This window comes from Salirhabdus sp. Marseille-P4669, assembly GCF_900240405.1.
Classification (GTDB): domain Bacteria; phylum Bacillota; class Bacilli; order Bacillales; family Alkalibacillaceae; genus OEQK01.
Window position 1 is genome coordinate 154,636 of record NZ_OEQK01000008.1, and the last position, 20,997, is coordinate 175,632.

The 20,997-nt window shown below is 37.9% G+C and carries 25 protein-coding genes and 1 riboswitch; of the genes, 8 read left to right on the forward strand and 17 right to left on the reverse strand.

Annotation, left to right across the window (positions count from 1 at the left end; genetic code table 11):
- Positions 1-268 precede the first annotated feature (268 nt).
- Entirely contained in the window at positions 269-1,354 is a 1,086-nt protein-coding gene (locus C1A05_RS15345) for a BMP family lipoprotein (RefSeq protein WP_102029124.1), read from the reverse strand.
- Between the two features lie 143 nt (positions 1,355-1,497).
- Positions 1,498-1,599, reverse strand: a riboswitch (purine riboswitch).
- A gap of 202 nt (positions 1,600-1,801) precedes the next feature.
- On the opposite strand from C1A05_RS15345, the gene guaD reads away from it, so the two are divergent.
- A complete protein-coding gene (gene guaD / locus C1A05_RS15350; protein WP_102029125.1) occupies positions 1,802-3,166 on the forward strand; it encodes a guanine deaminase in 1,365 nt (454 codons plus the stop codon).
- A 65-nt stretch (positions 3,167-3,231) separates the two neighbouring features.
- On the opposite strand, the gene C1A05_RS15355 is transcribed toward guaD, so the two are convergent.
- On the reverse strand, positions 3,232-4,899 hold the full coding sequence (locus C1A05_RS15355) for a ribonuclease J (protein WP_102029126.1): 1,668 nt from the start codon (positions 4,897-4,899) through the stop codon (positions 3,232-3,234).
- A gap of 228 nt (positions 4,900-5,127) precedes the next feature.
- On the opposite strand from C1A05_RS15355, the gene C1A05_RS15360 reads away from it, so the two are divergent.
- Positions 5,128-5,592, forward strand: a complete 465-nt coding sequence (locus C1A05_RS15360; RefSeq protein WP_159462097.1) for a DinB family protein — start codon at positions 5,128-5,130, stop codon at positions 5,590-5,592.
- Between the two features lie 95 nt (positions 5,593-5,687).
- Here C1A05_RS15360 and C1A05_RS15365 read toward each other — a convergent pair whose 3' ends face one another.
- Complete coding sequence (locus C1A05_RS15365; protein ID WP_102029128.1) at positions 5,688-6,242, reverse strand: TetR/AcrR family transcriptional regulator; 555 nt, start codon at positions 6,240-6,242, stop codon at positions 5,688-5,690.
- Positions 6,243-6,813: 571 nt separating this feature from the next.
- On the opposite strand from C1A05_RS15365, the gene C1A05_RS15370 reads away from it, so the two are divergent.
- The gene (locus C1A05_RS15370; protein WP_102029129.1) at positions 6,814-7,734 is read left to right on the forward strand and encodes a DsbA family protein; all 921 of its coding nucleotides are present in this window, start codon (positions 6,814-6,816) and stop codon (positions 7,732-7,734) included.
- A gap of 75 nt (positions 7,735-7,809) precedes the next feature.
- On the opposite strand, the gene C1A05_RS15375 is transcribed toward C1A05_RS15370, so the two are convergent.
- On the reverse strand, positions 7,810-8,235 hold the full coding sequence (locus C1A05_RS15375; protein WP_102029130.1) for a hypothetical protein: 426 nt from the start codon (positions 8,233-8,235) through the stop codon (positions 7,810-7,812).
- Positions 8,236-8,408: 173 nt separating this feature from the next.
- On the opposite strand from C1A05_RS15375, the gene C1A05_RS15380 reads away from it, so the two are divergent.
- Positions 8,409-8,615, forward strand: a complete 207-nt coding sequence (locus tag C1A05_RS15380) for a helix-turn-helix transcriptional regulator (protein WP_102029131.1) — start codon at positions 8,409-8,411, stop codon at positions 8,613-8,615.
- Between the two features lie 92 nt (positions 8,616-8,707).
- On the forward strand, positions 8,708-9,289 hold the full coding sequence (locus tag C1A05_RS15385) for a DUF3169 family protein (protein ID WP_102029132.1): 582 nt from the start codon (positions 8,708-8,710) through the stop codon (positions 9,287-9,289).
- Between the two features lie 104 nt (positions 9,290-9,393).
- Here C1A05_RS15385 and C1A05_RS15390 read toward each other — a convergent pair whose 3' ends face one another.
- The 3 genes from C1A05_RS15390 to C1A05_RS15400 form a co-directional block, all read right to left on the reverse strand.
- Complete coding sequence (locus C1A05_RS15390; protein WP_159462098.1) at positions 9,394-9,732, reverse strand: NUDIX domain-containing protein; 339 nt, start codon at positions 9,730-9,732, stop codon at positions 9,394-9,396.
- 157 nt (positions 9,733-9,889) lie between these two features.
- On the reverse strand, positions 9,890-10,354 hold the full coding sequence (locus tag C1A05_RS15395) for an SRPBCC family protein (protein WP_102029133.1): 465 nt from the start codon (positions 10,352-10,354) through the stop codon (positions 9,890-9,892).
- Positions 10,355-10,386: 32 nt separating this feature from the next.
- Complete coding sequence (locus C1A05_RS15400) at positions 10,387-10,758, reverse strand: VOC family protein (RefSeq protein ID WP_102029134.1); 372 nt, start codon at positions 10,756-10,758, stop codon at positions 10,387-10,389.
- 236 nt (positions 10,759-10,994) lie between these two features.
- Between C1A05_RS15400 and C1A05_RS15405 the strand changes: the two genes are divergently transcribed.
- Together C1A05_RS15405 and C1A05_RS18360 are read left to right on the forward strand one after the other, a co-directional pair.
- Positions 10,995-11,174 (forward strand): hypothetical protein, encoded by a 180-nt coding sequence (locus C1A05_RS15405; RefSeq protein ID WP_102029135.1) that lies wholly within the window; start codon positions 10,995-10,997, stop codon positions 11,172-11,174.
- Positions 11,175-11,196: 22 nt separating this feature from the next.
- The gene (locus C1A05_RS18360) at positions 11,197-11,322 is read left to right on the forward strand and encodes a DUF6254 family protein (RefSeq protein WP_234998591.1); all 126 of its coding nucleotides are present in this window, start codon (positions 11,197-11,199) and stop codon (positions 11,320-11,322) included.
- A 105-nt stretch (positions 11,323-11,427) separates the two neighbouring features.
- Here C1A05_RS18360 and C1A05_RS15410 read toward each other — a convergent pair whose 3' ends face one another.
- The 10 genes from C1A05_RS15410 to C1A05_RS15455 all read right to left on the reverse strand — a co-directional run bounded on the left by C1A05_RS15410 (position 11,428) and on the right by C1A05_RS15455 (position 20,410).
- Positions 11,428-12,264 carry a CAP domain-containing protein gene (locus tag C1A05_RS15410; RefSeq protein ID WP_102029136.1) on the reverse strand — a complete coding sequence of 279 codons (837 nt, stop codon included), beginning with the start codon at positions 12,262-12,264 and terminating at the stop codon, positions 11,428-11,430.
- 315 nt (positions 12,265-12,579) lie between these two features.
- The gene (locus tag C1A05_RS15415; protein ID WP_102029137.1) at positions 12,580-13,155 is read right to left on the reverse strand and encodes a hypothetical protein; all 576 of its coding nucleotides are present in this window, start codon (positions 13,153-13,155) and stop codon (positions 12,580-12,582) included.
- Positions 13,156-13,447: 292 nt separating this feature from the next.
- Positions 13,448-13,585 carry a hypothetical protein gene (locus C1A05_RS18210; protein WP_200816511.1) on the reverse strand — a complete coding sequence of 46 codons (138 nt, stop codon included), beginning with the start codon at positions 13,583-13,585 and terminating at the stop codon, positions 13,448-13,450.
- Positions 13,586-14,761 carry a Ger(x)C family spore germination protein gene (locus C1A05_RS15420; RefSeq protein WP_102029138.1) on the reverse strand — a complete coding sequence of 392 codons (1,176 nt, stop codon included), beginning with the start codon at positions 14,759-14,761 and terminating at the stop codon, positions 13,586-13,588.
- On the reverse strand, positions 14,754-15,425 hold the full coding sequence (locus C1A05_RS18450) for a GerAB/ArcD/ProY family transporter (RefSeq protein ID WP_102029139.1): 672 nt from the start codon (positions 15,423-15,425) through the stop codon (positions 14,754-14,756). The genes C1A05_RS15420 and C1A05_RS18450 overlap by 8 nt, the downstream gene beginning before the upstream one ends.
- Positions 15,422-15,871, reverse strand: a complete 450-nt coding sequence (locus C1A05_RS18455) for a GerAB/ArcD/ProY family transporter (protein ID WP_102029140.1) — start codon at positions 15,869-15,871, stop codon at positions 15,422-15,424. The genes C1A05_RS18450 and C1A05_RS18455 overlap by 4 nt, the downstream gene beginning before the upstream one ends.
- Positions 15,868-17,454 carry a spore germination protein gene (locus tag C1A05_RS15435; RefSeq protein ID WP_102029141.1) on the reverse strand — a complete coding sequence of 529 codons (1,587 nt, stop codon included), beginning with the start codon at positions 17,452-17,454 and terminating at the stop codon, positions 15,868-15,870. Before C1A05_RS15435 ends, C1A05_RS18455 begins: the two co-directional genes overlap by 4 nt.
- Positions 17,455-17,746: 292 nt before the next feature.
- Positions 17,747-18,331 carry a TetR/AcrR family transcriptional regulator gene (locus C1A05_RS15445; protein WP_102029143.1) on the reverse strand — a complete coding sequence of 195 codons (585 nt, stop codon included), beginning with the start codon at positions 18,329-18,331 and terminating at the stop codon, positions 17,747-17,749.
- Between the two features lie 6 nt (positions 18,332-18,337).
- Positions 18,338-19,087: an alpha/beta fold hydrolase gene (locus tag C1A05_RS15450; protein ID WP_102029144.1), complete on the reverse strand. Its 750-nt coding sequence runs from the start codon at positions 19,085-19,087 to the stop codon at positions 18,338-18,340.
- Positions 19,088-19,447: 360 nt separating this feature from the next.
- Entirely contained in the window at positions 19,448-20,410 is a 963-nt protein-coding gene (locus C1A05_RS15455; RefSeq protein ID WP_102029145.1) for a helix-turn-helix transcriptional regulator, read from the reverse strand.
- A 105-nt stretch (positions 20,411-20,515) separates the two neighbouring features.
- Between C1A05_RS15455 and C1A05_RS15460 the strand changes: the two genes are divergently transcribed.
- On the forward strand, positions 20,516-20,995 hold the full coding sequence (locus C1A05_RS15460; RefSeq protein WP_102029146.1) for a GyrI-like domain-containing protein: 480 nt from the start codon (positions 20,516-20,518) through the stop codon (positions 20,993-20,995).
- Positions 20,996-20,997: the final 2 nt, after the last annotated feature.

Sequence of the window (20,997 nt, forward strand, 5' to 3'; positions counted from 1 at the left end):
TTTTGAAAAAAATAAATTTATCATTGTCCAAAGTGCGGTCAAAACCCTTATTTCACAAAGGTTTATACAAATAAAAAAAATATAAATTCGCACCAAAACACCTTTTCATCCTCTTAAGCATAACGTTGCCGAAATCATTAAAAAACGAATAATATTTTAATTTAAATTATAAATATTCGATTATATTAATCGCATAACAATATTTTTATCGATAGAGTAATTAATTAGACGAAACAGGGAAGGCCCATGTAAAGCCTTCCCTTGTTACTTATAAGGAGTCCACAAACTTCTCTAATTCCTCTTTTGTTTGTGGTACTTCCACTTCCCCATTCAGAATTTTTTCTTGCCAAGCTTCAACAGCAGAAACGATTTCTTCTGTCATCGCTTCTTCATTTGCTGTCGAAATCGCGATTCCATTTTCTTTTATACCGTATTCTAGCTGTTCGCCACCTGGGAATTCTCCATTCATTCCTTTGTTGATAACATCCTGAACAGCAACGTCAACTCGTTTCACCATGGATGTTAACGTTACGTTATGCTCACCAATTTGACCTTCATCGTACTGATCACGGTCTACACCAATTACCCAAATTTCTCGCTCTGCATCATTTTGCTTGATGTCTTTTGCCTCGTTAAATACACCATTACCTGTTCCACCAGATGCATGATAAATAATATCCACATCTCTGCTATACATATTCGTTGCGATTAGTTTCCCTTTCGCAGGATCTGTGAACGATTCCGCATATTGCACCGTCACTTCAATGTCAGGATTAATAGATTTAACACCTGCGATAAAACCAGCTTCAAACTTATTAATTAACGGGGAGTCAATCCCACCAACAAATCCAACTTTATTTGTTTTCGTCTTCATAGCAGCCACTACTCCAACTAAAAAGGATCCCTCATGCTCTTTAAATTTAATACTAGCAACATTTGGCGCATCCACCACTTCATCTACTATTGCAAAGTTTGTATCTGGAAACTGACCTGCAGCTGTTTCCAAATCTTCTTTTAATTTATAGCCAATTCCAAATATAAGGTCATACTTGTCCCGAACGAAGCCAGTTAGGTTCGGCATATATTCTGATTTATCATTGGACTGTGCATAATGATAGCCTTCACCCTCTGTTAAATCGTTCTCTTTTCCCCAAGCTTCAATACCTTCCCAAGCAGATTGGTTAAAGGATTTATCATCGATACCACCTTCATCGGTAACCATAGCAACCTTATAATCTGTTGATGCAGTACCACTCGCCTTGTCCTTCTCTTCACTTGTTCCCCCACCACATGCTGCCAGGAACAATCCTAGTGATAAAACAATCATACTAAGTAAAAATTTACGATTTTTCATCGTTTTTCCTCCTCATAATCTAAGTTGATATATTTGTTTCCCATATAACCCTACAGAAAAAAGCTCGAAACACATGCCACTATGTAAAAGCATGCATTCCGAGCTAAACAGATTCGAAATAAGGTAGACATCTAGTAACTAGATATCATCCGTACACTTTCCATAGTCAGTTTATTTACGGTAAACTGGTAGAAACTTGCAGGCCCTATTCCTGCGATTATATGAAAAACATGATTAAGTTTGTATTTAGTATATCATCTATTTTTCCTTTTACAAGTATTTTGACTGTAAAAGTATATAGCAAGCCCTTAGCATCTTTTACCAAAACCCTTACCAGTATTAGGTTTAACCAATTTTATAAGTCCTATTTTACTTAATTGGACTTCTTATTTCGAATCTATTATAATGTTTAGCATATTACAAAAATACGAACGATAAGGTGATAATATGGATAATTATTCGCAAATATTTCACGGAACGGCTTTTACAAGTGGGGAAGAAAAAGAAGTCATAATCTTAAAAGACCACCTTTTCTGTGTAGATGAAAAAGGGATGATCCAAAACGTTGTAGCGCCAGAAGATGACCTTTATGACACCATTATTCAGGAACAGGAAGGTAAAGAGCGTTTCCACCGTTTAAAGAAAGGGCAATACATTCTACCAGGGTTTGTAGATTTACACATACATGCACCTCAATGGGCTCAGTCTGGAACAGCATTGGACCTCCCACTTAACGACTGGTTACATACGTATACCTTTCCGCTGGAGTCTAGATTTTCCGATATAAATTTCGCTGAAGAAGTCTATTCCGACCTTGTTGCGACACTACTAGCAAACGGAACAACAACAGCACTATATTTCGCTACCATTCATAAAGAAGCAAGCTTTCTTTTAGCAGAAATATGCGCAAAGAAAGGCCAGCGTGGACTAGTAGGCAAAGTGGTAGCAGATGATCCAGAGCAAAATCCAGCCTATTATCGTGACCCCGACACGAAAACGGCATTAGCCGAAACGGAAGAATTTATTGTGGCTGTAAAAGAATTAGCGAAAGCAACGAAGCAAGGTGTATATCCAGTAGTTACACCGAGATTTATTCCGAGCTGCTCTGACGAAGCATTACAAGGATTAGGAGAGTTGGCTGCAAAATATGATACGCATATCCAATCTCATTGCAGTGAAAGCGATTGGGAGCACAGCTATGTAAAGGAACGATTCCATAAAAACGACGCTTTTGCATTGCATGGTTTCGGCCTATTGCAGGAAAAGTCGGTAATGGCACATTGCAACTTTTTAGAGGATGACGATGTAGATTTGTTTGCGAAAACTGGAACAGCTATAGGACATTGCCCATTATCCAATGCGTATTTTGCAAATGGTGTCATCCCTATTTCCCGATTTTCCAAAAATGGCGTAGAGATTGGTTTAGGCACAGACATTTCCGCTGGTGCAACGCCAAGCCTTTATGACAATGCTAAACAAGCAGTTATTTCTTCTAGAATGCTAGAGGACGGTGTCGATACAACCCTACCTCCAGATAAGCGAGGAGTGGCCGACTCTCGTCTTACCATGAACGAAGCCTTTTATTATGCAACAGCTGGTGGAGGAGAAAGCTTAAGCTTACCTGTTGGCCGCTTAGAAAAGGACTATGCTTGGGATGTGCAAATTGTCGATACAAAGGCAAAGGAAAATAAACTACCTATTTTTGATGCCAACGAAGATCTCTATGATATATTCCAAAAAATCATGTATCATGTGAAGCCTGTGAATATAGCGGAGGTTTGGGTGCAAGGGGAAAAGGTGGTTTCCAGATAGCAACTAAGAAGACCATTCGTAAGGTGAATTTTTTCAGCTCACGAATGGTCTTTTTGCACTACTAGTTAAACCTCAATCAAAATCGGAACAATCATCGGTTCCTTCCTTGCACGATCTTTTATATACTGTCCCACTAATTTCTTAATTTGCTTCTTTTTCACATTCCAAGAATATCGATCTGCTTCATGAAGTTCGTTTATTGTATCGACAATAATTCGATTCATACCTTTACGCAGCTCGGAGAATTGATTATCTACAAACCCCCGAGAGATGATTTCTGGATTGGATAGCAGCTTTCCGTCTGGTTTGCTCATTGGCAAAATAATCATAAGCATCCCTTCCTCGGAGATTTTCTTGCGATCCCGTAAGACGAATTCCATATCGCCAACATCCAATCCATCCACATACGTGCTGCCAGCTGGTATTTTTCTAGTGTGGCGAGCAACAGAATTTTCAATATCCACAACATCGCCATTGTTTAAAATAAACGTATTTCCTGGCTTGACCCCAACCGATTCGGCGAGCAAACGATGATGGTGCAGCATACGATATTCCCCGTGGATAGGGACAAAATACGTCGGCTTCATAAGCGTAAGCATTAATTTTAAATCCTCTTGATAGCCATGACCTGAAACATGCATGCCCGAACTGCTCCCTGAACCATAAATAACATGAGCGCCTAGTTGAAAAAGATTGTCAACGATTGTAGAAACATTCTTTTCATTCCCAGGGATAGGTCCGGCCGCTAAAATGACGGTATCCTCGGCTAAAATGTCTACATCACGAAAATTTCCCGTCGAAAGTCGACTAAGCGCAGCCATCGGTTCCCCTTGACTACCTGTACATAAAATGGTCACTCGCTCTGGCGGATAATCATTGATTTCCACCGCATCAATCAGCATATCTTTCGGTACCGATAAATAACCAAGATCCATTGCTATCTTAACGACATTCACCATGGAGCGTCCGAGCAATGCGAGCTTTCGGTTTGTGACCTCAGAAGCATGAACCACCTGCTGAATTCGACTAATATTGGAGGCGAAGGTAGAAACAATTACTTTACGAGTTGCTTTTCGAAAAATACTTTCTAAATTTTCTCCAACCATCTGCTCCGATGGGGTAAAGCCTTTTCTCTCTGCATTCGTGCTTTCCGATAAAAGAAGCAATACCCCTTTATTGCCAATCTCCGCCATTTTATGAATATCCGGCCGCTCGGCATTTGCAGGAGTCAAATCAAATTTAAAATCCCCAGTATGTACAACGGTTCCCTCAGGAGTATCAAAAACAATTCCAAGACAATCCGGAATACTATGGTTCACTTGAAAAAATCGAATGCTTAGATCCCCGATTGAAAGATTAGAGTCTGCATGGATTTCATACAGCTCGCTTTCTCTTAAAAATCGGTGCTCTTTTAACTTGTGTTTAATTAATCCAATGGTAAACCTTGTCCCATAAACAGGCACATTAATTTTCTTCAAAAAGTAAGGGATACCACCAATATGATCCTCATGACCATGCGTAACCAATAACGCTTGAACCTTATCCTGATTTTCGATTAGATAGGAAATATCCGGAATAATCAAATCAATACCTAATAAGCTTTCATCCGGAAACTTATTCCCGCAGTCAATCAATACAATGCTATCCCCATATTCAATGGCATACATATTTTTACCGATTTCATGTAAGCCTCCAAGGGCAAATACAGATAACCCTTTATTTTTCGCACCCATCGAAACACCCTCTCGCATAAAATATACTTTAGTATGTCCATTGGATGGCTTTTTTATAGGAAAATTCCTTTGTAGTAGAAAACATTTCAACCAAATACTAGAAGCCAGCCACTAGGAACAGCTTACTTATGAAAAGGGATTTAACGAAAATATCCAGATAATTATGATACAATCAGATTACCTATGTAGCACGTAATACGTGGAATGGACACGAAACGGGGGTGCATTTTGAATAAGTATAAGAAAGAAATTTTAGAGCATCAATTAAACTTTATAAAATTTGCGGAATCCTTGTATTCTTTAAGCGAAAACCAATGGAGAACACAGATAGAAGAAGGAAAATGGACAATTGCTGAGATAATGGGGCATTTCAAACCTTGGGATGAGTTTGTGATTAAAAAACGTTTACCTTTTCTTTTCTCGGATGTGGAGCTTCCAAAAGGACCAGATGCTGAAAAAGTAAACTCTGAATCATCATCTATCAGTAGAAAAGAGAGTAAAAAAGAGACATTAACTAATTTTATCTCAATAAGAAAAGAGCTTTATGATCACATTTTACAAATACCAGATGAATTATGGCAGAAGCAGTTCCATATCGGAAAATCTCAACTATCCTTATATGAATATTTTAATGGATTAGCGAAACACGATCGTCACCATTATAAGCAAATTAAAAATATCATCCACGCTTAAACTAGTGAAAGCCTAATTTTCCTGAACCAAAGGGAAAAATTAGGCTTTCGTTGTGTTTCCTATTCTTTTAACACTGGTAAAAAGAAAGGTGTTTTTTAATGAATCCCATGCAAAATATACGGAATGACTCCTTTTACATAATCTTCTGGCGTAACCTCTCCGCTGCATCTTCTCCATTCTACCGACGCCCCATAAAGACCCCAGCTCAACATAGCAGCTGCTACCTTCAACTCCTGCTCCGCTTCGACTCCGTGTTGTTTCGCTAGCATCCTATTAAAAATAACCTCCAATTGGTCTCGAATAATACGAGCAATCGTATCTTCATACCCACGATGGCAGCGATTGGACAGAGACAATTGAAAATCTGTGATTGCTTTAAAAATACGAACGAGCACATCTTCATTTAAGTCACTTTTTTCATAGAGATTACAATCTAAGTTAATTAACAATTCCTCCGATAACACCTTCTCCAACAAATCATAGATATCCTCAAAGTGATAATAGAAGGTTGCACGATTAATCATTGCCTCTGTTGTAATGTCTTTGATCGTAATATCCTTAAACTCCTTCTTTCCGGAAAGCTCAATAAAAGCGTTCATGATCAGCTTACGCGTTCGTAAAATTCTTGGATCCGTCTTCGTCACACTCACCGTATTCCCTCCTTCGTTTTCCAACAATTTTTCCAATGTGTTGGATAAACAACATATCCGCTTTTCTATTGGTATTATTGCTTTCTATTATGGACTAAAATGAGCCTATAAACAATTCGAAGCCTTTAAAAAAAGGTTTCACATGATAATAGAGGAGGAATTTTACATTTGTATTGAGGGATGAATTGGGTAAATTGATAGATTCTTCATGCTTTTTGGATAATTAATAGGTTTTATTGAGGGATTCTTTATTCTTGTTGGAGGATTATTGAGTTTACTTGAATGATTAATTTAATTTTATGGGGAATTAATGGGCTCAGCCTGATAATTCTTACTGATTCATAAATTAATAGGGTTAATTGAATGATTACCTCCATATTTTGATGAATTATTAGGTTTACTTGAATGATTATCCTCACCTATTAAGGGATTCGCGCATGAAACTGCATGATTCCCCCCAATCATCAAGGAATTAACACCCTGAACTGCATAATTCACCCTCTCACTTCCAAGAATTAACCTCATGAACTGCAAGATTCATTTAAATATCCATAAAAAAGGAGAATAAAACATGACAAATAATAACCTAATTTGCGATTTAGAAACTGGTGTGTGCGCTGTATCTGGAGAAGAAGGAATGGAGGTCATTAATTTAACTCCGAAGAAAACGATTGATTTATATTATGTGACAGATCCGATTTGCTCACATTGCTGGGCATTGGAGCCTACCCTTCGCCGCTTCTTACAGCAATATGGACATTATATTAATATCCATACTGTAATGGGAGGTTTACTAGAAAAGTGGGGTGGTGGACCGGTTGATCCTGCGAATGGAATTTTTGGACCTCAGGATGTAGCTGGGCATTGGAGAGAAGTCGGGGAACATTATCGCATGCCAATTGATGGCTCCCTAATGATTAACAACCCAGTCCAGTCCTCCTTCCCTCCATCTCGCGTATTTAAGGTGATCCAAAAGCATCATGGCGACGAAAATGCATTTACCTATTTACGCCGTGCGAGGGAAGCACTCTTTGCATTTAATCAAAACATCGGCGAGACATCGGTCATGATTGACATTGTGAATGAGCTTGGTCTTAATGGAGAGAGCATTGTTAAGGAAGCAGAAAGTCAAATTGGACAACAATTATTACAGGAAGACTTCGCTCTAACTGCAAAGCTTGGGGCAAGAGGCTTCCCGACAATTATTATGGTGAATGAAGATAATAAAGGTGTCAAAATTGTGGGTAGTCGCTCCTTGGAGTATTATGTTTCCGGATTAACTAAAATTTTAAATGGTGAAGAAGTAAAACCGAAACAACAGCCGCCACTTTCAAAGCTGCTGGCACAGGAAAAGCTGCTGTTCGCCAAGGAAATTGAAGTTATGTATGATTTGAAAGCGACGGAGCTGCCAGCATTTGCGGAAAGCGAATTAGCTCCGGGCACAATTGAGGAAAAGGAACTGCTTGGGGAGAAGTATTTTGTTCAAAAGTAATGATTTTACGAGCCGAAATGGGAAGCTATTTTCCACTTTCGGCTTGTGCTATGTATGGCTCGATTCGTAATTCATTCATTGTTTTTGCAAAGTAATTTCACTTAACATTTCATTTAACATTTTCCTCGCCTGCTTGTCTTTCAATTTATAAACCACTTCCTTTGTTCCCCTTTCTAATAGGTCGTAATCTTGACCAAAATCCTTCCAAATCCTAATCATTTCAGACGTCCCCTCTTTATAGAATAGCGTTAGTTTAACGTCTTCGTGATCTGCTTTTTCATAGTCCGTGCGCTCGTGATCTGCTTTATTTAAAATTTTTGTTAACTGGCTAAGGCTATCCTCGTCCTCTAAAACTGCTACTTCCCCATACTTCTCTTCAGGATGATTATACTTTTGATATTCGACCCTTGTGATATTGACAAAGTCGTTAGTGAGCATTAAAACAAATACGTACAAAATTATAATTCCGAAAACAACTCCGCCCCCTATACTCTTTTTCACACATATCCCCCCTTTATTACTTAAGACGATTTTGTTTTTATTTTGTTGCAACATTTTACCGACGCTTACACTCCGCGTCAGTTATTCCCGAACCATACGCACATCATCTTTGTCATTTTGACCATTATACTTGTCAAAATGACAAAGATTTACAATATAACCGAGGTGATAAAATGAAAAATCGGCTCAAGGAATTACGTTCAAGAGATGGTCTTAATCAAACGGAATTAGCAAAAAGAGCAAGAATTTCGCGACAAACGGTTAGTTTAATTGAGCGAAATGAATACATGCCATCCCTACTTATTGCGGTAAGAATTGCAAATGTATTCCAAGAACCAATTGAAAAAGTATTTCTATTTAGTGAGGAGGAATTATCATGAAGCTGTTGATTGTGTATATTCTCTTATTTTTATATGGGGTATATGAGTTGTTTTCAAGTTTTTAGGATCAAATCCTCGAAGCAAATCTATTAATGATTACCAATTTAGTAGTGATTCTTTGCTTACTATTCGCACGCTATCAAGTACATAAAGCAGAGAAAGGTAGCTTAATAAAAGTCGATTTCGTACTAGAAGATACGCATCAAGTCCGATTAGAAAGACTCGCTTATACTGCTGTGACTTATATCCAAATCGCACTTTCCCTTTCCTTTACAGCAATGATTATCGGATTTTTACTGCTAAGAGACTCCGAACCAGGTATTGCGCTATGGAGTAGTTTATTATTAATCGTTTCGTTCGCAAGTTTGGTTCCAAGCGAAAAAATAATCCGAATTACGAATCCAAATTTTAAATTTCCCGATCCTCAATCCAAAAACTACGAACAAGAATATATGAATCAATTTGATGATGGTGAAAAATATGTAATGCTAAAGGCGTTGTATAAACTATATTCACTTGTTACATGGGGTCTTGTGCTTTTGGCATTTGCCCTAATGTTTTATTCCATCTTCACCGACGACTCGCAATTAGTTAGTATTATTGGTATTGGTTTATTGATATTACTCATCCAAGTTAGCTACACCATTAGATTAAAGCCAAGTAAATTGAAATGATTGGGATCTATTCATAAAGAACCGGGGTAGAATTATTGAAATGTCAATGGAAATAGTAAAAGGGAACCCCAATCTCTTGGAGTTCCCTTACTTTTGAGAGTGTATCAATTTAATAGAGATTGAAGCTTAAAAGCAACTTCAATCGGTCTTACATCAATAGATGATAAACTTTCTCTATCAACCCACATTGGTAAATAGGTTTCTCTATTTCTATTTTCGTCTTTATATTCTGTCCCTTGTCCAGTACCTAAAGTTCCAGAAATTATTTCAGACTGAAAGAAGAAGTATTGAGTTCCATTGAATTCTACTTGTAAAATGCAATCATTGACTGTTACATCTACTCCTAATTCCTCAAAGGCTTCTCGTTTAGCTCCTGCTTCTGGAGTTTCGCCATTCTCTAGCAGTTGCCCCTCCTGAATGATACGCATAGTCTGTTGCGCCATTTCAGCGAGAGTTCCTACAAAAATAAAAATAGCATCATGTTCTTTCGATAAAGTTGTTTTGTAACCATGAACAAGTCGTAGTCACTTGGTAGATTTAGCGCAACCAAACTGTTGTATTTGTATGCTTTCCTTTATCTAGAATTGTCATCTTGTTCTACTACTCTTGTTCTAGCCTTTCCAAATAACGCTTTAATGCATCCAAATCCTTTGCGCAGGCTTCCTTAAAGGTCCCTGCCATCATCTTCCCAAATAATTTCGCTATGCCAGTTAGCCCATTAATCTCCCCGTGAAGGGTCACTTCTGTGGACTCTCCTGAGGAAGTGATTTCATATGTAAACAAAAATTCTCCTTTGCCTGTTGTACCTTTCGTTCCATCACAGCGAAGAACAACTTTTTCTGGTTCCTGAAGCTCCATTACCTCAAAATGCTCGGTTGCCTCTTTGCCAAACATTTTTCTCGTTTCCTTCCACTCGCTTCCCACTTTCATTGGTCCATCATCCAACCGCTCCATACGAACAAGTCCTTGCATCCAATGCTTCGCAGCCTCAAGGTCTAGTAGGCTCTTGTAAGCTACTTGTTGTGGCACGTGAAGCGTTTGTTTTACCTTAAAAGTAATACTCATGATGTAAACCTCCTCATTACTTAATCTCTCCATTAACGATGTTGATCCATTAAAATCTGATTTCCATCTGGGTCTTCCAATGTAATGTGTGCTGGTCCTTCTGTTGATTCGTCCGCTTCTTGAATTAAGGTAACACCCTTTTCCTTCAATTCCTTTTGAATCTCGCGTACATCCGTAAATTCCTCTAGATTTTCCGCATTGCTATTCCATCCTGGATTAAATGTTAAAATATTTTTCTCAAACATCCCTTGGAAAAGACCTATTACCGTCTGTTCATTCTTCATAATAAGCCAATTTTGATTGATATCTCCACTTAAAGTTTTAAATCCCAACTTTTCGTAAAATGCTTTTGATTGATGAATGTCTTTTACACTTAAGCTTACAGAAAAAGCTCCTAGCTTCATCAAGACTCCTCCTTATATAGGCTTTACTTAGGACTTCTATATTCTAAGAGAAATTCCCTTTATTTGAACGGAATAACACTAATCAACCAATTTCCTTTTTAAATTCCAAATGTATATACTTAATCATTTTTTAATACATAAAAATTTTACTGGTCATTAGAATGGCATTTGCTTAACCTTCCCACTGCATAATTCCCCTTCCTTTCAACATACTAAAGCAAAAAGGAGGGAAATTCATGGCGAAAAGAACGAAGAAAAACGATCCGCAGCAAAAAAATAAACAAGGTTTTGATTCCAGCAAAAAGGATTCTGAATTTGCAAATGAATTTGGCAGTGCGAATGCAAATCGGGCCCATAAAGAGAAAGCAAAGAAAGCGCGAAAATCAAAGACTGTAAATACCGATTTTATCGACTAAGCGGAAAGGGGTTATGATATTTATGTCTACATCAAAAGGACAACGGGAACGGGAATGGAAGGATCGAAAACAATCCCAAAATCCTCCCCACGGTAAAGTTCCTTCTTTTGAGGAATTGGCTAAGGATGCGAAGCGAGAAAACAAATAATAATATTGCTACATATAGAAAAGGCTGCACACCAAAAGTTGGCTGCAGCCTTGTTCCTTGAATGAATCCAAAAAAAGACTAGCATCTAAGCTAGCCCTTTCTCCATTACTTCCCTATAAATTGCTGTGTCCAAACGTTACCATTTTCCACATATCCAACACCAATGTGAGTGAAGTTTTCATTTAAAATATTGGCACGATGGCCTGCACTGTTCATCCATGCATTCACAACCTCTTCAGGAGTGCGTTGACCCTTCGCAATGTTCTCACCCGCCGTACGGTACGTGATTCCAAAGCTATTCATCATATCAAATGGTGAGCCATAAGTTGGACTGTTGTGAGAAAAGTAGTTGTTTGTTGCCATGTCGCGTGATTTTTCTCTTGCTACTTTACTTAACGCTGTATCAATTTGCAGTGGAGCTAAACCGTTCTTTTGTCTTTCTTCGTTTGTTAATTCCACTACTTCCTGTTCGAATTGACTAAGCTCCGAACTTTGTGTTTCCTTGGTATCCGATTCTTTAGCTTGTTCTGGTGTCGCTTCCTGCGCTTGCTCATTAGTAGTTGGTGCCTCCACAACGGGTTCTTTTACCGGCTGTTCCTTATGTGTTTCTTCTTGAGCAGGCTCTTCCTCTTGCACTTGCTCCTCTTTTGGAGTTGTTTCTTGTTTTTCAGCAGGTTCTTCCTTATGTTCAGGCTCTGCTTTTTGCTCATCCTGATTATAGAAATCTTGCCAATCTATATTATATTTTTCTGTCCATTGTTTTAATAGATGATAAAACTTGGTTTGTGCTTCTTCTCCTAATAAACTACCGCTTTCCCCATTGAAGGAATAGTAGACTTTATGGTTTGTTGAATAGTTAGATTCGGCATCTACTCGATCGAAAGCAGAGCCAAAAATAAATGCTGATGATATTGCTGTTACCATTGCTATTTTCTTAAACATGGAAAATCCCTCTCCTTTGTAGCCAAATTAACTTACATCCACATCATAGCATGGAATTTTTGTAATAATTCAGGGGGGATTTTCCAATAAGAGGCTTAAGGCTTCTCATTCAATCCAAAAACGCTCGACATTCCCGACTCAATCTTCCATGAACGAAAAATGATAGATTATAGAGATTTGGGTTAATCTTCAAGTACAGAAAAGGATTACCAGGAAAAGAGTATTGACAGCATGTTTGCAGGTTTATTTTTTGTAATAAACCATGCGCTCCTGTAATACATGTAATGGAATTGTTATGATTTTTGTTCTAATAATTTACCAATCGGTTTCCCCTTTAAAAGCCACGGAATGGAAATAGGCGTGTACAATCGCAATCACAATAAGCAATGTGAAATAAAGAATTGGCATGACAATCTGAAAACCAAATAAGTTCGCCGACCAATACCCGATTAAAGAGCCTACCCCACTTCCGAGTAGTCCTAGGGCTACAATCATTTTTCCTATCCATGTAGATGGTGACTGCATTTCGATACGTATCCGATTCGCAAATCGATGACCAAGGAAAATCGTTACAACAAGGAAAAAGAGTAATAGAATAGAGGCGATCGCGTTATCGTATAATCTTGAGATAATAAATGTCATAAACACCATGCTTATATCTAAAAGCACCGCTAATACCCCAAGTCGCCAGCCCACATAATATTGCCACTTTTTTATTTTCGTAAACGCTAATAAACCTACCATTAGTAAAAAGAAAGGAAACGAAACAATCAAAGCTATCATGCTTGTATCTGGATAGAGTATGTAACATAGCATTATGATAATTGGAAATGAGGCAGCAGGTATTACATTGTGCGCTGCAGCGTCATCTCGATATGGGCCCATATACATATATATCACCTCTTGAATATAGTAAAAACCAATAGATTATACACAAGGCATCCTACATCTATACCAAATTTTGGTACTAATGGATTTAAACTAGTATTATTATAAGTTAAGCGCCAAAGCATTTATAGGGTATATCGTGCCATATTACACGCGAAAGAGGCTTAGTTCGTGTTCGTCAAATGAGCGCAAAGACCTAGATAGGTACGTTATAATATTAAATCAAAAAGAAAAGACCTCAGCATTATCGCTGTGGCCTTCCATTACGATGAAACATTGTTGACCCCTTAACCATCTACTTCTTCCAAGGCGGGTCTCCACTCTCATGCAGTTTTTGGTTTATTTTATACACAAGAAATGGAATAGCAAAGGAGCTTATGATCGCAAAGGTTTCGAGTGGATCTGGAATTCTTATTAAAATAGATTGCCACATTTAAGGTCCCTTCCTATCTTCTGAAGTATTTATCGCATTTCCTTCATTTTTCATACTGACGTTTACATTCACTTTGATTTTACTTTTTTGAAAATAGTTTTCCCCTTGCTCCCAATCATCCTTGATACTTTGCCAAAGCGAATAATGTCTCCCTCGTAAATATTTATTTAATCCGATTATATCCGTATTTAATTCCTGCTGTAGTTTATTAATGGTACTCTCCACGATTCGTTTGATCTCATCTTCTAAGGGTTTTCCATATTGCCTAATATGGTAGGTATTATACGGCCCATAGTTCTCTCCAAGGTTTGCAAACAAAGATATATCAATAGCAAAGGAAAGATTTTGTTTATCCTTATTTTTGAGCTTGATTTTAGCCTTACCCCTTATATCTCTCGCAACAAGCTGGTTCCCTTTATACTGAAATATAACAGTTCCGCTTTTCACTCTACCTGTTAAAAAATTAAATCCTTTCGTTTCCTCAGAAGTTAAATTACCAACAATATTTTTATTGGTACTATTAAATACAGATACACCATCATATTCAATGTTTTTCTCATCTAATATTTTCAAATGGGGAATAGGGAAACTCATATTAGTTATTAAATCTTCCTGTATATCTCCTATGCGTATCGGGTAAATGGTTTCAGAAAAACTCTGTACTTCTAATAGTCTTGCAATATAATCTACAGGAACTTTTATATGCTCTGGTTTAATAGTAAATAATTCCTTAGCCTGCCCATTTGTTGTGGCTACTTTTATCCCTCTTCGCATCTCATGACCACGGATAAATGTATCAAATAGTTTATTTAATATCTTCGGTTCTCTCAATAATTCTTCTGAGATTAGAATGACTTGTAAATGTTGTGCATTTACAGTCCGATTCGTTTGTTTGGAAAAGTCTTGATTAATCTGAAATAGACTTTTCCCTGTTCTGGATATATTACGAAAAGCTTCTTCACTCCCACCACCCCCACCACCAATAGTGGAAAAACCACTTGGAGCAATAACTTGATTCGTTAACATAATTTCTACATTATCATCCGCTCCCTTATTCACTAAGTCAATGGCAATGCCATAGGTAAACGCCCTATCCTCTAATTCAATGCTATCCCAGCAGCTAGAAAGAACAGTACATAACACAACAATCATGATGACTTTGACGAATTTAGCCATTCTTTTTCACGCCCTTTATTTTTAAGATGAAAAAGAATAGAACCGTTGCGATAATCGTTAATCCAAAACCATAATAGCTAACAACCCTGCCAAATTCACCTGTTTCCGGTAAGCTTTCTGGTATACCGGCAAGAAAAAAGATGATGGGCGATAAAGCAAAAATCATTCCCATCCTACTAGTATTTTTAAAAATTGACTGGAAGCCCATAATTGCCATATCAAATGAAATAATGCTTGTAATGAAAATGGTCATAATCCAGATGACAAAAAATAAAGATTCAAACCTTGTAAAAAAACCCCCAGGAATTTCTACAGCTCTCGCTAAATCAATTACTGGAAACATTAAATTTGAGGTTACTTGAACTCCAAATACAACAATACAAGCTAGATAAAAGATAAGATGAATAAAATATAATAGTCCCACACCCATCATTGCTTTACGAACTGGCTTTTCTGGTTTCTTTATCAATGAACCATAGAATAATAAATAGCCCAATACACCAAATCCCGTTAACGCGATTGACCCTATTAGGAAAGAATGAAGAAAACCGTTTCCATCGGTTTGCATAATGGGTAGCATATTATTTTTATTCGTCATTCCAATAGATAATAGTGCTACAAAATTACGCTTGAATGAGCTCTTTTTACCCTTTTCCGTATTCATTGCGTTATAAAAGAAATCCTCGAACCAGAAACGCCATAAATGACAACGAGAAAAAAAACTAAGGCGATAAAAACAAGAGGCGTTTTAACAAATAAATGGAGGTGGGCAATTTCCGAAATCCCTCTTACTTCAAACGCAGTAAGCAATAGACCATGTATCCCAAATAACACACTGAACAGAATGGCTATTGGTTTTGTTACAAGTTTTGGTGCATATTCCATAAACGATGTATTCGGAAAATTAGTTGCTACTTTCATAATCATCACCGTAAAAGCAAGTGTAAAAAGGAAACCAACCGTGATTGATAGAAGCCCATCCAGTCCAATTGTATGTTCCGCAATTCTTCTCGGTAAATATAAAACACCAATCGCAATAGACATTCCGGGAATAACGAGCATGATGTCTCGGTCACGAATGCTCTCTTTACCATATTCGGACTTTTTCATTTATCATTCCTTCCTTTGCTCGTTGACAGTTTTTTCTTATCTTTTGTTTTGTAAAAGCTTGGACGTTTCCCTAGCATCGTTAGTGGTGATCGAATGAATAAATCCTTCCAATCACTAAAGTAAACAGGTGCAAATGGTGTGGTATAAGGGGTTCCAAAGCTTTTTAAATTTACCATGTGAATATTGATCATAATATAAACTAATACAATACCGAATAAGCCAAGTATTGCTGCAGCAAACATAAAGGAATACCGCAAGTTACGAAACGAAATCGCAACACTATATTGAGGTGTTGTAAAGGATGCAATGGCTGTTAGGGCTGTCACAATAACCATAATTGGACTAACGATTCCAGCACTAACTGCAGATTCTCCAATAACAAGTCCTCCAACAATACCAATCGTAGAACCAATCAATTTCGGTAGACGAACTCCTGCTTCGTGCAAAATGTCAAAGGTGATTGCCATTAAAAATGCTTCTATAACGGCAGGAAACGGTACACCTTCCCTACTTGCTTGAATGGAAAAAACAAGCTTTGTTGGGAGCATTTCTGGATGATAGGATACTAAGGCAATATAAAGTGCCGGAGCAAACATTGCGATAAAAGCTGACAAATAACGAATTAATCTCCAAATCGTAGCCGTCATCCAGCGTTGACTATAATCTCCTAGGGATTTTAGGGTATCCGCAAAAACAATCGGTGCTAATAACGCTACAGGTGTCCCTTCGACTAAAATACCTACCTTCCCCTGTAAAACAGAGCTGGCAATTCGATCCGGACGCTCTGTTTCTAACAGCTGTGGAAACGGAGATAGAAAACTATCTTGAATCCATTGCTCCACATGTCCAGCACTTAATGCATAATCGGTGTCCATGCTTTTAAGCCGACGGTTCACCTCATCCACTATTTTTTCATTCGTTATGCCAGCAACATAGATAACAGCAATTTTCTGTTTTGACCTTTTTCCAGTTTCATACGTTTTGATTCTAAGATTCGGATCCTTTAAAATCCTTCTAACCATTGCTATATTCGTATGTATATCTTCTATGAAACCTTCTCTAGGACCACGTATCAATGCTTCTGACGGAGGCTCGTCAATGGATCTCTTTTCTCCACCTTTAGCACTGATAAGAAGGGCCGTTTCGTATCCATCTAAATACAAAATCGTGCTTCCAGATAACAAAGCATAGGATACCTCATCCAGGGTCTGTGCCTTCTTCGTTCCCGCGATTGCAATAACCGCTTCATAAATATGATCAATAGTAGGGTCATCTGATTTTTGGAGGTTTTCTTGAATGGTTTTAATAATATTGTTCTGAACCAGCTGCTCATCCACTAATCCACCAATATAAAGAATGGCACATTTTTGCGTCGAAGTTTTACCCGTTAATTCCCTAACAGTAAGATCACTAGGCTCACCCAGCATGGTTTTAATATTGCTTACATTTTCATTTAGACTTTTCGTGATTTCATTGTTGAAATTATTTTTATCCAATTCGTTATCTTTATCTTTTGTATTGGTCGATTTCGCAGATTGCTTCTTTTCCTTTTTATCATTAGAACTCCTAAACCTCAGTTTCATGGCATTCCCCTTAAAAGATATTCTTACCTTTTGTTTCCCAAGAAAGTGGAAAAATATGCATGAGGGTTTTGGTTTTTGGGTGCCTGGCACCACCCGAAATTTGTCGAAACACGCGGGAGGGGGTGGTGGTGCCTGGCACGGCCCGGTATTTGTCGAATATTGCGATTTGGTATGTCCGCTTTATTTTTTAGGATGCTCTGGATATTTATCCAAGCAAAAAGCACTGCGACACGCAGGTGCTGAGTCTGTCTAAGTTAACTCGGACATTCTGCTAAAATTAAGCACCCATCACTCAATCACAAAACTCCCCAATTATCTGAGCTTTAATTTCCTCAACTGGAAACTGCTGTGGATAGGTTGATATCATTAGCATAATCCCCTGAAGCGCAGACGAAAAGTACAAGGACCGTTTCCGCGGCTCCTTCACCCCAAGTCTCTCAAATATTTCGCATTGAAACTCAAACTGTCTTGCGCTCTCTTCAATAATCATCCGGCCGTATTTGTTCAATTCTTCATCTGCCTCTGGTAGGGTTTGTAGGTGTAAATAAAAACGGAATACTTTTGGATGTTCGTAAACATTATTTATTGCTTGATCCACGATAAATTCCAGCTGCTCCATCGGGCTTTTCAGAGCAGTTTCACCTTCCATAACATCGGCTACTTGTGCAATTCTCTCCTCAACCATTTTCGCAAGGAGCTCCTCTTTCCCTTTGAAATAATTGTACAGCAACCCCTTGGATACCCCTGCTTGCTTGGCGATATCATTGATGGATGTTGTGTGATATCCCTGTTTCATAAACAACTCCATCGCACTGGTCAGTATTTTGGCTTTCGCTTCTTGGCGTATGCGCTCGTTCTCTTCTGGCGTTCTTGGCATCGTATATTATTCCTCCATAAAATTCGTAATGTGGTTATATAGAATATTTGGGTGTGTAAGTGTCATCATATGGTCCGCATCTGGAATTTTTACAATTCTAGCATTAGCGTGTTCCTGAAAGTATTCAGCTACTCGTATGTTATCAGGAATTTCTTCTGTACCAATTAGTAATAATGTTTTGGGATTCAATTCTTCTAATCGTTCAGCAGCATGTGGCTCTGGCCAAATCAGTTCAAAAGCTGGCCAATCAAATGTACGGAGAATATGGTGTCGAAGCATTTTTTCAGCTAACGTACGATGTGGACTAGATTGGACAATACGGTATAGAGGTGCGCTTTGGGAGATCTTGATCATTTTATCAATATCCGGAAAAGCCGCAGTAATCTCATTCATATAATTTGAAAATTCTTGTGAGTAAGGAAAGCCCGTTAAAGATGGAGCTATCAAAATTAGTTCCGAAACCAATTCAGGGTATTCTAGAGCAAAATCGGTTGCAATCTGTCCACCCATGGAATGGCCAATAATTGTTGCATGTGAAATTTTTAAATGGTCTAGTACTTGCTTCAAATCCTCCACGCAATGGACATCTCCTGTTGGGGTAGGAGATTTACCAGCACCACGGCCGTCATACGTAATTACCTTGTAGTCATTGGCTAAAAGCGGGGCAACATACGTCCAATCTCGTGAATCAGCACCACCACTATGAATGAGTACAACTGGATGCCCATCACCTTGTACCTCATAATACAAATCCATTGGAATCCCTCCTGTTTTTTATTTATTCATCTTTATTTTATTATTGGTTGAACGTTCGGTCAATAGTAAAATGAATTTTTGGTGCGACTTTACATAGTGAGGCTCAAGGAATAAACTGATTATCCAAGGAATCTTAACTTGTTGTTCTCGATCGATAAAATTCCATTCCAAAAACTAATAGAATATTCACTTTTGAATCTAGTGGAATAACCCCTAAATTGTGTATCTACCTTCTCTTTTACACTCTTAAATAAATATGCACGATGCCCTTTCTATTTGTAGTTATATGTACACTACCTCACATTCCATCGTAAGGCAATTGGACACCAGCCCAACCTTAATTGGTTTCAACTGCACCATTTACGGATAAAATAAACCCAATCTCTCCTGTAAACCTTCCAACACTTCTTCTGGCATTTCCCTGACATTGATATCTTCACCTAAGAAAAGGAGCCAGTTTGTCATTTCCGTTAGCTCTTCTGAATTTTCAACATTGATAAAGGTTTTTAGAATGGCTGTGGTTTGGTAAGGATTCGTATAGGATAAGGATACTTTAAAAGGATGATATTTTTTAAACTGGGCAATCGCCTTTGGGCCTAGTTCAAGGACAAGGTTCATGAACGCTTCCTGCTTATTTCGTTTTTCTAAAATCTTTTTCTTACTCACTCTATTTTTCGCGGTGTACGGCTCTACACTTGTGAGGTTATCTACGGGAAAAATCCGGAATTCCTTTTCCTTTAAATCATAGCCTTCAATCAGCCAAAAACCGTTTTCATGATAGAGGTGTAAGAGATAAATGGGATAAGCTTTTTCTTCCTTCCCATCTTTACTAGTAATTAATAAATAGCTATCTAAAAGAAGAAGTTGTATAAGTTTTTCTAGCATAGGATGTGGGAGGTCGGACAGCTCAAGCAAATCTGGATTATTAGGGTTGGTTCCCTCAAATAACAAGACTTGATTTAATAAGACGAGGTCATCCTGCTGGTTTTCTGAAAGGAGTCCTAATAATTTTTCAGCTAAAGACTGACGACTTTTTAAATACGGGAGTTGTTGATTTCTTGTGGCCATAAAGGCTATAAAAAGCGCTTTGATCTCATTATTAGTAAAGCGAATGGTGGGCAAAACGGAATTATTCATAACCGAATAGCCCCCATCCCTTCCAACCTCAGCTACAAGTGGCATGCCCATGGATTCAATTTCTCTGATATCCCGAATAGCGGTAGAACGAGAGATGTTAAATTCCTGCATGATTTCAGAAATCGTAAAGTGGCCACGATTGTTGATATATCGCATAATTGTATTAATCCGTTCAATTTTTTTCATAGGTGCCCCCCTAAACAGTTTCATTTTTTGACACGTTTTAAAGCTATTATAAAGTTATCAAATAAATAAATCATCTGTTTCATTAAAAAAAGGAGGATGTTTGAAATGACAAATTATACTTTAGAAGAAAAAGAGAGCTTTACCGTTTTAGGGATTGGAACAGAACTGAAGAGCGATTACACAGACTATGCTGGCATAAACAAAGAAAAAGTAGACTTTTGGCAGACCGTCAAACAAGATGGAAGGCTTGATGCTTTAAAAGCTATCGCTACAAATGACTATATTTTTGCTGTGAATGAAGCTGTAAATAACAAGATGATGTACTATGCTGGGGTCATGACAGAAGAGACTTTACCAGAAGCATCAAGAGTAATTCAATTTCCTAAAGGCGAATATCTAGTAGTGAAAGGGGAAGCCGAAAATGCTGATATGTTGAGTAATATGCTCACTGGGATCGCCTTTGGTCAAGTCTTACCAGAAGTATCAAATGTCGCCTATGTTGGTGGGCCAAATGCAACAGTTGAGATGGGAGAACGAAACGGCTTCGTATTTGGAGAAATGTGGATTCCTGTTGTTAAAAAATAAAA